Below are 13,500 nucleotides of genomic sequence, written 5' to 3'. Positions count from 1 at the left end.
AATGATTGATTGCCATGGCCGGATGTTCACCACTGTGGTCAGGATCAGCCACCGCTGGCCCGGCTCAAGCTCGCCTCCTGTTCCCTGGCCTCATGTGCCTGCACCGCCTGTGTCAAGTCTTCCGTCATGCGCAGCTCCACCCCCGTGGGGGAATACTGGGCCGCCGCCGCGAAGGGTGCCGAGGCCACGGGCACGGGATGGGCATGGCGTCGCCAGACGAAAAACATCACCAGGCCCAGGTTGAGCACGGCGAAGGCCCAGAACAGGCCGGATGGCCCGGCCCACCCCATGATGGGCGAAATGGCTAGCGGACTGATGGCCGACCCCAGGGAATTGATCAGCAAAAGGCCCTGGATCATGCGCACCAAGGCGCCGGACGGCGCGCTGTCGGCGGCATGGCTGACAGCCACTGGATAGATGGCGAACACGCCGCCCCCGAGCAGGAACATCACAGCGACCATCGGCCATCCTGACGGCGGCAACAGCAAGGCCAGTCCGGACAGGGCTGCACAGGCTGCCCCAAGGGCAATCAATACGGTTTGCCGATCCCGCCGGTCGGACCAGCGCCCCATGGGGTACTGCAGCACCATGGCACCGAAGATGACGGCCGCCATCATGTGACCCACTTCGCTTACGCTCAGCCCTACCCGCTGCAGGTAAAGCGGCAGCAAGGTATAGACCGCGGCGATGGCCAGGCCCGAGCCGAAGCAGCCCATCACCCCGGTGGGCGTGATGCGGATCAGCTCGCGGGCCGGCAAGGGTTCAGCCCGTTCCACCAGTGGTGTCACCTTGGGCAACATCACGATAGGCACCAGTGAGAAGGACGCCAGCATGGCTGCAAGGGTGAAGGGCACCGTGTCCCCGGCCGCGACTATCGCGCCCAGGCCTAGTTGGCCCAGCAGGCCGGCGCCGTAAAGCGCGATCATGTAGAGGGCCAGCAGGCGGCCCCGGATTTTTGGCTCAGCCACCAGCAGCAGCCAGCTTTCCACCACCAGGTACACACCAACGCTGGCCCAGCCACTGATCAGGCGCAAGCCGAACCAGACCCAGGGGTCGCTGCTGAGCCCTTGCAGGGAAATGCTTACCGCAATGAGCGCGGCGAAGGCGCTATAGGCCCGTATATGCCCGATACGGGCAATGATACGTTCGTTGAATACCGAGCCCAGAGCCAGGCCAATGAAATAGGCCGATGACACTACCCCGACCAAGGTAGCGGAAAAGCCCATGGCATCCAGGCGCAAGGTGGTGACCGAGGACATGAGCGCGCTGCCGATACTGATGATGAACAGGCCCATGAGCGGCGCCAGCGCCATGGCCAGCAATTGCACAGACATAAGGATCTCGGGAAAACGAAGGGGAGGGGGCGCTGATGCAGGCATGGAGAGCAGCGTCGGGCGCGCATGCTAGCGGCCCGGCGGCCGGACTTGAAGGGGGCGAGGCAAATTTTCTACAGGCGGCGGCGGTCAGCCCGTCGCCGGCAGCGAAGCTGTCGACTCAGCGCTGGCCGCAGCCTCTTTCGCCAGCATCGCCGTCTTCAGCAAGACGACCCTGGAAGCCGGAATGGCGGTTCAGCTTTCATATTGGACCTCGGCCACGTACCACATGGCCTCGCCCCTGGGCGTCTGTACCACCACTTCGTCGCCCTCTTGTTTCTTGAGCAGGGCCCGGGCCATGGGCGAGTCGATGGAAATGTAGTCGTTACGCCCGTAGATCTCGTCGTAACCGACGATGCGGAATCGCTTGCTCTGGCCTTCATCGTTCTCGATGGTCACCCAGGCGCCGAAGAACACCCTGCCTTCCTGTTCGGGCGCGTAATCGACCACCCGGATATCTTCCAGGCGCTTGCGCAGGTAGCGAACCCGCCGGTCGATCTCGCGCAGCAGTTTCTTGTTGTACTGGTAATCGGCGTTCTCGCTCCGGTCCCCCAGGGACGCGGCCCAGGCCACCTTCTGGGTGATCTCCGGACGGTGTCGGCTCCAGAGGTAGTCCAGCTCTTCCTTGAGCTTGTCGTGACCCTGGCGGGTAATGATGTTGGTGGGCATCGTCTATGAATCCTGCATATCCAGAAAGGCGTGTGCTCAGCCTTCGCGCAGTACCCGCAGCGGGCTGGCGCCGAGGGCCCGGCGGGTGCCGAAGACCCCGGCCATGCCCACGACCAGCGCGCCTATGATCGGCAACGCCAGCAACCATGGATGCGGATGCCAGGCCAGCTTGAGCGCGAAGCGATACAGGGCCCAGCTCGCGGCTTCGGCGGCCACGGCCGCCAGTACGCCGCTGGCGATGCCCAGTACCGCAAATTCGATCCGCCGGGCCTCGACCAGCAGCCGGCGACTGGCGCCAAGTGCCCGCAGCAGGGCGCCTTGATGTATGCGCTCGTCCAGCGTTGCCTGCAGCCCGGAAAACAACACCGCGAAACCCGCGGCCAGAACGAACAGGAGCACATACTGAACGGCCAGGGTCACTTGGGCCAGGATACTGCGCAGCTGTTCGAGCAAGGCCTGGACCTGTAGCAAGGTCATGGCCGGGAAGGCCCGGGCCAGGGTCACGATCTGGGCATCGTGGCCGGGTGGCAGATAGAAACTGGTGAGGTAGGTCACCGGAAAGTCCTTGAGCGTGCCCGGCTCGAAGATCATGAAGAAGTTTGGCTGGAAGTTGTCCCAGCTGACGCTGCGCAGGCTGGCGACCCGGGTATCTCGGGTCACTCCGCCCACGTTGAAGGTAAGGGTGTCGCCCACGACCACGCCCAGGCTTTCGGCCAGGCGTTGCTCCACTGATACGCCCGGAAGCTCGCCAGGGTTAGTGCCCCACCATTGCCCGGCCAGCAGGCGGTTGCCGTCGGGCAGTTGCGCCGCCCAGGTGAGGTTCAGGTCTCGCTGGGTAGCGCGCTGACCCTGGCTGTCCTCGGTGACCACTTCGCCCACCGGGTGGCCGTTGATGGCCGTCAGGCGCCCGGGCACGATGGGATAGAGGGGAGCCGTGGTGGCGCCGATGGCCTTGAGCTGTGCGGCGAAGGCATCCTGCTCGGCCGGCAGGATATTCAAGGCGAAATAGTTGGGCGCGTCGGCTGGCAGTTGCCGTTGCCAGGTATCCAGCAACTCGGTGCGCAGCAGCGCTACCAGGGCCATGGCGAAGAGAATGAGGCCGAAGGCCAGGGCCTGGCCGGCAGCGGCCAGCGGATGGCGCAGCAGCTGGCCCACGCCCAGGCGCCAGGGCAACGAGGCAGTTGCCAGCGCCTGACGCAGCCGATGCAGGGCCAGCACCAGAAGGCTCCCCAGCACCAACGCGGCGAGCAGGCCCGCACCCAACAGTGCGAGCGTGAGGATAGGGTCCAGGCTCAGCCGCCACATGATCAGGCCCAAGGCAACCAGCGCGCTGCCATAGAGTAGCCAGGTGGCGGTGGCTGGGGGCAGCAGGTCGCCGCGCAGCACCCGCAGGGGCGGCACTCGCCCGAGCGCGGCCAGTGGAGGGAGCGCGAAGCCGGCCAGCGCGACCATGCCGGTGGCCATGCCGGCGACGGCCGGCCAAGGGCCGCCTGGCGGCACAACGCCAGGCAGCAGCCCTTGCAGCAGGGCGAAGATGCCGAACTGGGCCAGCCAACCCAGCAGCGCGCCCAGGGCCGAGGCGGCCAGCCCCAGTAACACCAGCTGCAGGGTGAACACCCACAGCACTTCACGGCGGCTCAGGCCCAGGCAGCGCAGCAAGGCGCTGGCATCGTAGCGTCGACTGGCGAACCGGCTCGCCGAAAGCGCCACGGCGACACCCGCCAGGATGATAGCCACCAGGCTTGCCATGTTCAGGTAGCGCTCGGCCTTGCCCAGGGCGCCGCCGACCTGGCGATTGCTGTCACGGGCATCGCGCAGGCTCTGGTTGGCGTCCAGCCCCACCTCGATGAGTTCGCGGTATTGGCGCAATCGTTCCGGCGTACCGCGCCAAAGGTCCCGGAAGATTACCCGGCTGCCGGGTTGAACGACCCCGGTGGCGGGCAAATCGGCCAGGTTGATCATCACTCTGGGGGTGAGGCTGTAGAAGTTGCCGGCACGGTCTGGTTCGTAGGTCAGCACGCGGGCCAGTCGCAGGCGCTTGAGGCCGATGTCCACGCTGTCGCCGATGCGCAGGCTCAAGGCATTGAGCAGCCGGGCTTCCACCCAGGCTTCACCCGGGGCCGGGGCACCACCCTCGGTTTCTTCAGCGTAGGGCTGCGCGGCGCTGCGCAGTCGCCCGCGCAAGGGATAGGCGCTGTCCACCGCCTTGATGCTGGATAGCTCGATCGCCTGCTCGGTGGCCACCACGCTGCTGAATTCCACCACCTGCGCGTGATCCAGGCCCAGCTCCCGGCCTATGCGCAGTTGTTCCAGGCGAGCCGGCGTGCTGCCCTGCAAGACGAGGTCAGCCCCGAGGAACTCCGTGGCGCGCAGTTGCATGGCGCCGTTGAGGCGAGCGCCGAAGTAGCCGATGGCGGTACTGGCGACCACGGCGACCAGCAGGGAGAAGAAGAGTACCCGCAACTCGCCGGCATGGAATTCTCGCCCGAGTTGCCGTAGCGCCAGTTGCCAAAGGCGGGACAGGCCCCGCGCCGCTGCCATCAGTGAGTCCCCGAGGCGACCAGGTGCCCGGCCTCGAGGCGGATCCACCGGTGGCAACGCTCGGCCAGCCGCTGCTCATGGGTGACCAGGACCAGGGTAGTACCGCGCTCACGGTTCAATGTAAACAGAAGCTCGGTGATCTTCTCGCCGGTATGAGTATCCAGATTGCCAGTAGGCTCATCGGCGAAAAGCACGCTGGGCTCGGCGGCAAAGGCTCGGGCAATGGCCACCCGCTGCTGCTCGCCTCCCGATAGCTGGCGGGGCCAGTGCTTCAGGCGCGCGCCCAGGCCGACCCGGGCCAGCAGTTCCGTGGCCTGGGCACGAGCGTCGGCCCGGCCGTGCAGTTCCATGGGCAGCATCACGTTTTCCAGGGCGGTCAGGCTGTCGAGCAACTGAAAGGATTGGAACACGAAGCCTACATGGTCTGCCCTGACCTGGGCGCGCTGGTCTTCGTCGAGCTGCCCCAGGGCATGCCCGGCGAGGATGACTTCGCCGTCGCTGGGCTGGTCCAGGCCGGCGAGCAAGCCAAGCAGGGTGGATTTGCCGGAGCCTGACGCGCCGATGATGGCCAGACTGTCGCCGGCCTGTACATCCAGGGTCAGAGCCTGAAGAATGTGTAGATCGCCTTCCGTGCCGGAAACCACTTTGCTAAGGTTTCGCGCGGTGAGAATGCTTGCGCCCATGGAGAATCCGATGCGAATGTGGAAATGCGCCGCCGCGCTCTGGCTTGCCTGCATGGCTCAGACAGCGGGGGCCGGGACCTTGCTCGTGCTGGGCGATAGTATCAGCGCCGGTTTCGGCCTGGATACCTCCCGAGGCTGGGTCGCCCTGCTGCAACAACGTCTGCGCGCCGAGGGTTATGCCGACACGGTAGTGAACGCCTCCATCACCGGAGACACCAGCGCCAATGCCCGGGCCCGCCTGCAGCCGCTGCTGGCGCAGACCCGGCCGGACCTGGTCATCGTGGAACTGGGTGGCAATGATGGCCTGCGTGGCCAGCCACCGGCGCAATTGCAACAAAACCTTACGTGGATCATCGACCAGGCCAAGGGGCAGGGTGCCAAGGTCCTGTTGTTGGGGGTGCCTCTGCCGCCCAACTATGGCGCGCCTTACATCAATGCGTTCAGCCGCGTCTTCCAGGAGGTCGCCAGCGACCAACAGGTGCCGCTGGTGCCTTCGCTCTTGGAAGGTGTAGGGGGTGTCCCGGAGTTGATGCAGGCCGACGGCATCCACCCCAGGGTCGAGGCGCAGCCCCGCTTGCTGGAAAATGTGTGGCCGGCCCTGAAACCGCTGCTCTGACGCTTTTCTCCAGGCAGGCTTTGAGCTAAGGTTGCGCCCCCTTCCGGAGCCCCTGATGCCACGTCCTGCCTGGTCCCTGTTCGCCTACCAATTGATCGAGCCCGATGAACAGCTTGACCTGTTCGCTTGCCAGGAAGTGCGTGTGCATGTCGCAGCCCGGCAACTTGAGCTCGGCGGCTCGGTGGACCGTACCCTCTGCGGCGGCCTGCTGCCGGCTCAGCCTCGCTGGCAGACGGTGGGGCGGGAGATCTTCCGCGATACGCGTCTGTGCCCGTTATGCCGGGCCATACTGTTCGCTCAACGCAAAGGCACTCGGCCGGTGTGGCCGGGTCTACAGAATGAGTACGATTGAGCCCGTCGTTCGGGTGACGATGATTCCGGCGGCCCCAGCCCGGGTGTACACTTGCCGGTTTGTGCCTTGGTCCACTGCATTTAAGGATTGACCGGATGTTGCCGCGTTTCCCTGTCCTCAGTCGTTGCCTCGCCCTGGCCGCAGCGCTTGCTGCGGCGCCGGCCGTGGCGCTGGAGTTTCCGCTACCCCCGCCCGGGGAAGACATCGTTGGCCAGGTGCAGACCATCAGCGCCAAGTATGAAGACACCTTCGCCGATCTCGCCCAGGCCTATGATCTTGGCTACAACGAAATGCTGGCGGCCAACCCAGGTGTGGATGCCTGGCTGCCCAAGGCGGGCACGGAAATCGTGCTGCCCACGCGCTTCATCCTGCCCCCCGGCCCTCGGGAAGGTATCGTGATCAACCTCGCGGAGTATCGCCTGTACTACTACCCCAAGGGGCAGGACGTCGTGCGTACCTATCCGCTGGGGATCGGGCGAGAAGGCTGGGGCTCTCCGGTGGCCAACACCAAGATCATCGCCAAGACCGCCAACCCTTCCTGGACGCCCCCGGCTTCAGTGAAGGCTGAGCATGCCGCCGACGGTGATCCGCTGCCGAACGTGGTTCCGCCGGGGCCGGACAACCCCCTGGGGCCGTTCAAGTTCACCCTGGGCCTGCCTGGCTACCTGATCCATGGCTCGAACAAGAAATTCGGAATTGGCACGCGCACCAGTCATGGCTGCTTCCGCATGTACAACGAGAACGTTCTCGAGTTGTCGACCATGGTCCCGGTCGGCACGCCGGTGCGGATCATCAACGAGCCCTACAAGTTCGGGGTCGGCGGTGGCCAGGTGTACCTCGAGGCGCATACGCCCCTGGATGCCCAGGGCGACCCATCGATGGTGGACAAGCACACCGCGGTGATCAATGCGCTGCTCAGCCGCAAGGACCTGTCCGCGCAGATGACGGTGGACTGGGATAGGGTCCGGGACGTGATCGGGGCCGAAGACGGTATCCCGGTGGTGATCAACTCGGCCGGGACCGCCATGTCCGCGGCTCCTGAGGCTCCGCTCTGAGCGTGCCGCCTGCGCCAGGGTTTTTGCAGGCCCGACGCCCATAAAAAAGCCGGCCCCGTCAGGGGCCGGCTTTTTTGCGCCAGTGTCCCGAAGGATTACTTGCGGCTAGCCTTGTCGAGCATGCGCAGGGCGCGCTCATTGGCTTCGTCGGCGGTCTGCTGGGCTTTCTGAGCGGCGGCCAGAGCTTCGTCAGCCTTGCGATACGCTTCGTCGGCACGGGATTGCGCGCGAGCTGCAGCGTCTTCGGTAGCGGTCAGGCGAGCTTCGGATTCTTTGGACGCGCTGCTGCAGCCGGTAGCCAGAACGGCAGCCAGAGCCAGAGCAGAGAATTTCAGAACGTTGTTCATCGTGTTCCCCTTCAAAGGACTTTCTATTTAGTAGCCATCTCTCGAAGTGAGAAAATAGCCGGCGTACATAGTACTCATTACTTGTAGTAAGTAAACTGAGGTTGTGCAAGAACCGTTAAAAAATCTTCCTTCGCGAGGCGCATGGATAGCGACCTCCAGAGCGTTGGCAACAGAGTCAAGGGCGCGGCGATGTTGGGCTGGGCGGTGGTCAGTGCATAACTAAGCCCAAGTTGCTCTTAGTTGTGAACTTGCTGTGACTTCGATTGTCTTTGAGCGTCTACCCTGGCACGCCCGGCGGCGCGTTTCGCTACTTGGCCAGTCGCCAGCGAGACTTGCCGCCCTAAACGAAACTCCGCGCTTCGAGCGCGGATCCAACACAAGAGCATGCTGACGGAAGAGTTCCAACGGCGGTCAAACAGCGGTATGGTAGGGGTCTAATTCCAAGACCCGCGAGGATTCGATATGAGCGAGGCGTTGTCCATCCATCACGACCAGGCTGGTCACCAGTTCGAAACCAGCGTGGACGGTCATCGTGCCTACCTGACGTACATGGACCTGGGCAAGCAGACGCTGGATATCTACCGCACCTTCGTGCCCAATGCGCTCCGCGGGCGGGGGATTGCCGCCGCGTTGACTGAAAAGGCGCTGGAGTATGCCGACAGCATGGGCTACACGGTGATTCCGTCGTGTTCCTATGTAGAGCGCTACATGGAGCGCCACCAGCGTCGAATCCCCAAGGTCTGATACAACGGACAATGAAAAAACGCCGGGCTACCCCGGCGTTTTTTCAGTGCTGTACGGACTCAGGGGCGAACCCGGTTCGCCAGCAGTGGCTTGAGCTTGTCACGCATGGCGCGGATGCTGGCCTCGGTGGTTTCCCAGCCGATGCAGCCGTCGGTGACCGAAACGCCATACTGAAGCTCGGAAAGATCCTTGGGAATGGCCTGAGCGCCGCCATTGATATGGCTTTCCACCATCAGCCCGATGATCGACCGGTTGCCCTCTACGATCTGGTTCGCCACGTTCTCCATGACCAGAGGCTGCAAGGCCGGGTCCTTGTTGGAGTTGGCATGGCTGCAATCGATCATGATGTTCGGACGGATGCCGGCCTTTTCCAGGGCCTGCTCGCACAGAGCCACGCTGACCGAGTCATAGTTGGGTTTGCCATTGCCGCCACGCAGTACTACATGACCGTAGGCATTGCCCTTGGTGGTCACGATGGACACGCCGCCCTCGGGATTGATACCCAGGAAACGATGAGGCTTGGACACCGACTGCAAGGCATTGATGGCAACGGTGAGGCCGCCGTCGGTCCCGTTCTTGAAGCCTACGGCCGACGATAGGCCGGACGCCATTTCACGGTGGGTCTGGGACTCGGTAGTGCGCGCCCCGATGGCTGACCAGCTGATGAGGTCCTGCAGGTACTGTGGGGAAATAGGGTCCAGAGCCTCGGTGGCCGTGGGCAGGCCCATCTCGGCCAGATCCAGCAACAGCTGACGACCGATGTGCAGCCCGTCGGCGATCTTGAAAGAGTCATCCAGGTAAGGGTCGTTGATCAGGCCCTTCCAGCCTACAGTGGTGCGGGGCTTTTCGAAGTACACCCGCATCACCAGATAAAGGGTGTCGGACACTTCCTCGGCGAGTGCCTTGAGACGGCGGGCGTAGTCGTGGGCCGCGTCGATGTCATGGATGGAGCAGGGGCCGATGACCACGAACACACGGTGGTCCTTGCCGTCGAGAATGTTGCGGATCACTTCCCGGCCCTTGGCGACGGTTTCACCGGCCGCTTCGCTCAGAGGGATATCACGCTTGAGCTGGTCTGGGGTGATCAGGGTCTCGTTCGACGCGACGTTAAGGTCGTTGATCGGTAAATCGGCCATGGGGTACTCGTTCATCAGGCGGTTCGGCGCGACCGGGCGATGGTCAGCGCGGGGGTGCGGAACCTTAGCGCGTTCTGCGGTGGTTCGACAATGGTCCCGGCGGCTGCTGGTGCCTGGGCAGCGTCCGCGCTTTGCCGCGCCGCTGCTAGACTTTCCCTGTCGTCGTCGACTTGGGCGGCGCGGGAGTGCTAATGATCCGTTCGATGCTGTACGCCACCGACCTGGGCGCCTATGCGCCATTCGTCCTGCAGCATGCCTTGGTATTGGCGCGCAGGTTCAGCGCCGAGCTTCATGTCATCCATGCCGTGGAGCCGATGGGCAGTTTCGCTGAGTCTGTCCTGCAAAGCTACCTTGATGCTCCGGCGTTGGAAGAGCTTCACCTAAGCGGTGTCAGCACCATGATGGCCAGCATCGAGAAACGGGTGCTGGACACTTTCAGCGAAGAGTTGGCCGATGGTGAGGCAGACCTGGCCCTGATTCGCGCCGTAAGGGTTCGCCAAGGTGACCCGGCCGAGGTCATCCTGGATCAGGCGCGGCGGCTACGGGTGGACCTGGTAGTATTGGGCAGTCACAGTCGAGTCGGCGAAGCCGAGGTGCCGCTAGGCCGCACCGCCGCGCGAGTATTGCAGCTAGCGCAGGCGCCTGTGTATCTGGTACCGCTGACCCAGGCCCCGGGGCGGCGGAAATCCTGACCTATCTTGCAAAAAGTTCTAGATTCTGGCGAAAACCATCAATATAGTTATATCCGTTGCCGCTAGCCTGCCAGGCAAGAGCCGGCGCGGCGTTTTGACCTTGGGGGGTCGCAATGAAGCTTCAACAACTGCGCTATATCTGGGAAGTCGCTCACCATGACTTGAACGTTTCCGCCACTGCGCAGAGCCTTTACACCTCCCAACCCGGCATCAGCAAGCAGATCCGCCTGCTCGAGGACGAACTGGGCGTGGAGGTCTTCGCTCGCAGTGGCAAGCACCTGACCCGGGTCACTCCGGCGGGTGAGCGCATCATCACCACGGCCGGGGAAATCCTGCGCAAGGTCGAAAGCATCAAGCAGATCGCCCAGGAGTTCTCCAACGAGAAGAAGGGCACCCTGTCCATCGCGACCACGCACACCCAGGCTCGCTACGCCTTGCCTCCAGTGATCAGCGCGTTCATCAAGCAGTATCCGGAAGTAGCGCTGCACATGCATCAGGGTTCGCCCATGCAGATCGCCGAAATGGCCGCCGATGGCACTGTCGACTTCGCCATCGCCACCGAGGCCCTGGAGTTGTTCGGTGATCTGATCATGATGCCGTGCTACCGCTGGAATCGTTGCGTGGTAGTGCCCCAGGGGCACCCCCTGACCAAGCTGCCGAAGCTGACCCTGGAAGTGCTGGCCGAGCACCCTATTGTCACCTACGTGTTCGGTTTCACCGGCCGCTCGAAGCTGGACGAAGCCTTCAGCCACCGCGGCCTGACGCCCAAGGTGGTATTCACCGCCGCCGACGCCGACGTGATCAAGACCTATGTGCGCCTGGGCCTGGGCGTGGGCATCGTCGCCCACATGGCGGTAGACCCCAAGCTGGACAACGATCTGGTAGTGCTCGACGCCGACCACCTGTTCGAGGCGAGCGTGACCAAGATCGGCTTCCGTCGCGGCACCTTCCTGCGGGGGTTCATGTGCGACTTCATCGAGCGTTTCGCTCCGCACCTGACCCGGGACGTCATGACCCAGGCCATGGCTTGTCATAACAGGCAGGAGCTCGAAGAACTGTTCGACGGTGTCGAGCTGCCGGTGCACTGACAGGGTGGGAAGGGATGGCCTCAGGCCTTGGCGATCAGGTTGCCGGCGTGCAGGCCACACTCCTTCTGGGTCGCTTCCTCCCACCACCAGCGGCCTTCGCGTTCATGCTGATTCGGCAGCACCGGGCGCGTGCAGGGTTCGCAGCCAATGCTGATGAAGCCGCGTTCGTGGAGGCTGTTGTAGGGCAGCTCCAGCATGCGGATATATCCCCAGACTTCTTCGCTGGTCATCTGTGCCAGGGGGTTGAACTTGTACAGGGTGTGCTCGGGCGTGGAGAAAGCACTGTCGATCTCCATGGTGGCTACCTGGCTGCGGGTGCCGGGGCTCTGGTCGCGGCGCTGGCCTGTGGCCCACGCCTTGACCGTTGACAGCTTGCGCCGTAGCGGGGCGATCTTGCGGATGCCGCAGCATTCGCCATGGCCGTCCCGGTAGAAGCTGAACAGGCCCTTTTCCTTGACCATGGCTTCCAACGGTTCACGTTCAGGCGTCAGGATGTCGATGGCGATGCTGTAGTGATCCCGTACCTGCTCGATGAACCGGTAGGTTTCAGGGTGAAGCCGGCCGGTATCGAGGGTAAAGACCTTGACCTGTTTATTCAGCTTCCAGGCCATGTCCAGCAGTACAACATCCTCGGCGCCACTGAAGGACACCCAGAGGTCGTCGCCGAAGTGTTCAAAAGCGAACTTGAGGATCTCCTGGGGAGATTTGCTCGCATAGGTAGCCGCCGCTTCGGCGACATCAAAGAGGTGGTTCATCAGGCTAGTCCAATATGGCAGGCGCTTGTCACGCTCGAATGTCCACAGGTTACCAAATTGTGCCAAGTGATGCTGGCCCCAGGGCTCAAAGGGCTTCCAGGGTGCGCATCAGCGTATTCACCTTGATCAGTGACTCCTGGTATTCAGCCTCGGCCTCCGAATCCAGCACGACCGCGCCACCGCCCCAGCAGGCGATGCGGCCCTCTTGGACAAGCAGGGTGCGAATGGCGATGGAGCTGTCCATCCGTCCTCGCACGTCCAGGTAAAGCAGAGAGCCGCAGTAGATGTCCCGGCGGCTGCGTTCTAGTTCGTCGATGATTTGCATGGCGCGGATCTTGGGCGCGCCTGTCACCGAGCCCCCGGGAAAACTGCTGGCCAGCAGGTCCAGGGGGTCCTTGCCTGGCGCCAGCTGCCCGACCACGCGGCTGACCAGATGGTGGACGTTCGGATAGGACTCCAAGGCGAACAGCGCTGGCACCCGAACGCTGCCGAGGGCGCAAGCGCGGCCCAGGTCGTTGCGCAGCAGATCGACGATCATCAGGTTTTCGGCCCGGTCCTTGTCGCTGCTCAGGAGCTCGGCGGCCTGGGCGGCGTCTTCGCTGGGGTCTTCCCGCCGCGGCCGGGTGCCCTTGATGGGCCGGGTTTCCACCGCGCCGTCCGCGGCGTGAAGGAAGCGTTCAGGCGAATGGCTGAGAATGTGGGTGCGCGCGTCTACACGCAGGAACCCGGAGAAGGGCGTAGGGCAGGCGGCGCGCAGGGCAAGGTAAGCCGCCCAGGGGTCGCCTTCGCAACGCCCGGCGAACCGGCGCGTCAGGTTGATCTGGTAGGTGTCGCCAGCGCGGATATAGGCTTGTACCTGGTCGAAGGCGGCCTGGTAGGCGGGTGCCTCGACCTCATTGGCGAAAGGCTGGGTGATCTGGAAGCCTGGCGTTGACAGGGTCGACGGTCGCTCGAAGCGCTCAATCAGTTGCCGCTCTCGGATGGCGGGCACGCTGGGATGGAACATCAGCCAGCACCGCTCGGCCTGGTGGTCGCTGATCAGTGCCCAGTCGTACAGGCCCAGTTGTGCGTCAGGCAGGTGGAAATCGCTGCCTGGCCCGGTTGGCAGCCGTTCCAGGCGGCGGCCGAAATCATAGGCCAGGTAGCCGATGAGCCCGCCAGCGAAGGGCAAGTCGCTACCTTCGGGCAGTTGGGCAGTGCCCAGCCTGGCCAGCCCAGCTCGCAAGCGCGCAATGAACGTCTGGCCCGGCTCGCCGGCTTGTGGCGCGAGACTTTCCAGGGGCCAGGCGCTCAGCAGGTCGTAGCGCCCTCGGGTGGCCATTGGCCGTGCGCTGTCGAGCAAGACGGCACCGGGCGCGTCCTTTATCTGCGCAAAATAGGCAGTGGCGTCGGCCAGGTAGGGAAGGGGATGCAGGCGGCAGAGTGTCATGGGGCAGGGGCTGTGGTCAC

The 13,500-nt window shown here is 63.9% G+C and carries 14 protein-coding genes; 6 read left to right on the top strand and 8 right to left on the bottom strand.

Features of this window, described 5'->3' with window-relative positions; all coding sequences use genetic code 11:
* Window positions 1-44: 44 nt before the first annotated feature.
* From BN1188_RS07350 to BN1188_RS07335, 4 genes are all read right to left on the bottom strand, one after another.
* Window positions 45-1,334, bottom strand: a complete 1,290-nt coding sequence (locus BN1188_RS07350; RefSeq protein WP_040260778.1) for an MFS transporter — start codon at window positions 1,332-1,334, stop codon at window positions 45-47.
* 234 nt (window positions 1,335-1,568) lie between these two features.
* Window positions 1,569-2,042 carry a transcription elongation factor GreB gene (gene greB, locus BN1188_RS07345; RefSeq protein ID WP_040260777.1) on the bottom strand — a complete coding sequence of 158 codons (474 nt, stop codon included), beginning with the start codon at window positions 2,040-2,042 and terminating at the stop codon, window positions 1,569-1,571.
* Window positions 2,043-2,078: 36 nt separating this feature from the next.
* A complete protein-coding gene (locus tag BN1188_RS07340) occupies window positions 2,079-4,583 on the bottom strand; it encodes an ABC transporter permease (RefSeq protein WP_040260776.1) in 2,505 nt (834 codons plus the stop codon).
* Entirely contained in the window at window positions 4,583-5,266 is a 684-nt protein-coding gene (locus tag BN1188_RS07335; protein WP_040260775.1) for an ABC transporter ATP-binding protein, read from the bottom strand. The genes BN1188_RS07340 and BN1188_RS07335 overlap by 1 nt, the downstream gene beginning before the upstream one ends.
* A gap of 10 nt (window positions 5,267-5,276) precedes the next feature.
* Here BN1188_RS07335 and BN1188_RS07330 point away from each other — a divergent pair, with 10 nt between their 5' ends.
* From BN1188_RS07330 to BN1188_RS07320, 3 genes are all read left to right on the top strand, one after another.
* Complete coding sequence (locus BN1188_RS07330; protein WP_040260774.1) at window positions 5,277-5,882, top strand: arylesterase; 606 nt, start codon at window positions 5,277-5,279, stop codon at window positions 5,880-5,882.
* 55 nt (window positions 5,883-5,937) lie between these two features.
* The gene (locus tag BN1188_RS07325) at window positions 5,938-6,234 is read left to right on the top strand and encodes a hypothetical protein (RefSeq protein WP_040260773.1); all 297 of its coding nucleotides are present in this window, start codon (window positions 5,938-5,940) and stop codon (window positions 6,232-6,234) included.
* 95 nt (window positions 6,235-6,329) lie between these two features.
* Window positions 6,330-7,289 (top strand): L,D-transpeptidase family protein, encoded by a 960-nt coding sequence (locus BN1188_RS07320; protein WP_040260772.1) that lies wholly within the window; start codon window positions 6,330-6,332, stop codon window positions 7,287-7,289.
* Window positions 7,290-7,384: 95 nt separating this feature from the next.
* Here BN1188_RS07320 and BN1188_RS07315 read toward each other — a convergent pair whose 3' ends face one another.
* Window positions 7,385-7,636, bottom strand: coding sequence for an Lpp/OprI family alanine-zipper lipoprotein (locus BN1188_RS07315; protein ID WP_040260771.1), 252 nt, complete (start codon window positions 7,634-7,636; stop codon window positions 7,385-7,387).
* Window positions 7,637-8,098: 462 nt separating this feature from the next.
* Between BN1188_RS07315 and BN1188_RS07310 the strand changes: the two genes are divergently transcribed.
* Window positions 8,099-8,380 carry a GNAT family N-acetyltransferase gene (locus BN1188_RS07310; protein ID WP_040260770.1) on the top strand — a complete coding sequence of 94 codons (282 nt, stop codon included), beginning with the start codon at window positions 8,099-8,101 and terminating at the stop codon, window positions 8,378-8,380.
* A 59-nt stretch (window positions 8,381-8,439) separates the two neighbouring features.
* On the opposite strand, the gene BN1188_RS07305 is transcribed toward BN1188_RS07310, so the two are convergent.
* A complete protein-coding gene (locus tag BN1188_RS07305; RefSeq protein WP_040260769.1) occupies window positions 8,440-9,516 on the bottom strand; it encodes a 3-deoxy-7-phosphoheptulonate synthase in 1,077 nt (358 codons plus the stop codon).
* 191 nt (window positions 9,517-9,707) lie between these two features.
* Here BN1188_RS07305 and BN1188_RS07300 point away from each other — a divergent pair, with 191 nt between their 5' ends.
* Together BN1188_RS07300 and cysB are read left to right on the top strand one after the other, a co-directional pair.
* Complete coding sequence (locus BN1188_RS07300; RefSeq protein WP_040260768.1) at window positions 9,708-10,208, top strand: universal stress protein; 501 nt, start codon at window positions 9,708-9,710, stop codon at window positions 10,206-10,208.
* Between the two features lie 113 nt (window positions 10,209-10,321).
* Window positions 10,322-11,296 (top strand): HTH-type transcriptional regulator CysB, encoded by a 975-nt coding sequence (cysB, locus tag BN1188_RS07295; RefSeq protein WP_040260767.1) that lies wholly within the window; start codon window positions 10,322-10,324, stop codon window positions 11,294-11,296.
* A 20-nt stretch (window positions 11,297-11,316) separates the two neighbouring features.
* Here cysB and BN1188_RS07290 read toward each other — a convergent pair whose 3' ends face one another.
* The gene (locus BN1188_RS07290; protein WP_040260766.1) at window positions 11,317-12,051 is read right to left on the bottom strand and encodes a phosphoadenylyl-sulfate reductase; all 735 of its coding nucleotides are present in this window, start codon (window positions 12,049-12,051) and stop codon (window positions 11,317-11,319) included.
* A gap of 85 nt (window positions 12,052-12,136) precedes the next feature.
* Window positions 12,137-13,480 carry an aminodeoxychorismate synthase component I gene (pabB, locus tag BN1188_RS07285; protein ID WP_040260765.1) on the bottom strand — a complete coding sequence of 448 codons (1,344 nt, stop codon included), beginning with the start codon at window positions 13,478-13,480 and terminating at the stop codon, window positions 12,137-12,139.
* Window positions 13,481-13,500 lie beyond the last annotated feature (20 nt).

The organism is Pseudomonas massiliensis (assembly GCF_000826105.1).
GTDB classification, from domain to species: domain Bacteria; phylum Pseudomonadota; class Gammaproteobacteria; order Pseudomonadales; family Pseudomonadaceae; genus Aquipseudomonas; species Aquipseudomonas massiliensis.
Note: the sequence above shows the minus strand (reverse complement) of the source record. Positions and strands in the feature narration are given on the sequence as shown.

Coding starts and splice junctions, on each gene's coding strand:
- BN1188_RS07330 (WP_040260774.1), top strand. CDS start 5,277: ATGCGAATGTGGAAATGCGCCGCCGCGCTCTGGCTTGCCTGCATGGCT.
- BN1188_RS07300 (WP_040260768.1), top strand. CDS start 9,708: ATGATCCGTTCGATGCTGTACGCCACCGACCTGGGCGCCTATGCGCCA.
- BN1188_RS07320 (WP_040260772.1), top strand. CDS start 6,330: ATGTTGCCGCGTTTCCCTGTCCTCAGTCGTTGCCTCGCCCTGGCCGCA.
- BN1188_RS07305 (WP_040260769.1), bottom strand. CDS start 9,516: ATGGCCGATTTACCGATCAACGACCTTAACGTCGCGTCGAACGAGACC.
- pabB (WP_040260765.1), bottom strand. CDS start 13,480: ATGACACTCTGCCGCCTGCATCCCCTTCCCTACCTGGCCGACGCCACT.
- cysB (WP_040260767.1), top strand. CDS start 10,322: ATGAAGCTTCAACAACTGCGCTATATCTGGGAAGTCGCTCACCATGAC.
- BN1188_RS07335 (WP_040260775.1), bottom strand. CDS start 5,266: ATGGGCGCAAGCATTCTCACCGCGCGAAACCTTAGCAAAGTGGTTTCC.
- BN1188_RS07310 (WP_040260770.1), top strand. CDS start 8,099: ATGAGCGAGGCGTTGTCCATCCATCACGACCAGGCTGGTCACCAGTTC.
- BN1188_RS07315 (WP_040260771.1), bottom strand. CDS start 7,636: ATGAACAACGTTCTGAAATTCTCTGCTCTGGCTCTGGCTGCCGTTCTG.
- BN1188_RS07325 (WP_040260773.1), top strand. CDS start 5,938: ATGCCACGTCCTGCCTGGTCCCTGTTCGCCTACCAATTGATCGAGCCC.
- greB (WP_040260777.1), bottom strand. CDS start 2,042: ATGCCCACCAACATCATTACCCGCCAGGGTCACGACAAGCTCAAGGAA.
- BN1188_RS07340 (WP_040260776.1), bottom strand. CDS start 4,583: ATGGCAGCGGCGCGGGGCCTGTCCCGCCTTTGGCAACTGGCGCTACGG.
- BN1188_RS07350 (WP_040260778.1), bottom strand. CDS start 1,334: ATGTCTGTGCAATTGCTGGCCATGGCGCTGGCGCCGCTCATGGGCCTG.
- BN1188_RS07290 (WP_040260766.1), bottom strand. CDS start 12,051: ATGAACCACCTCTTTGATGTCGCCGAAGCGGCGGCTACCTATGCGAGC.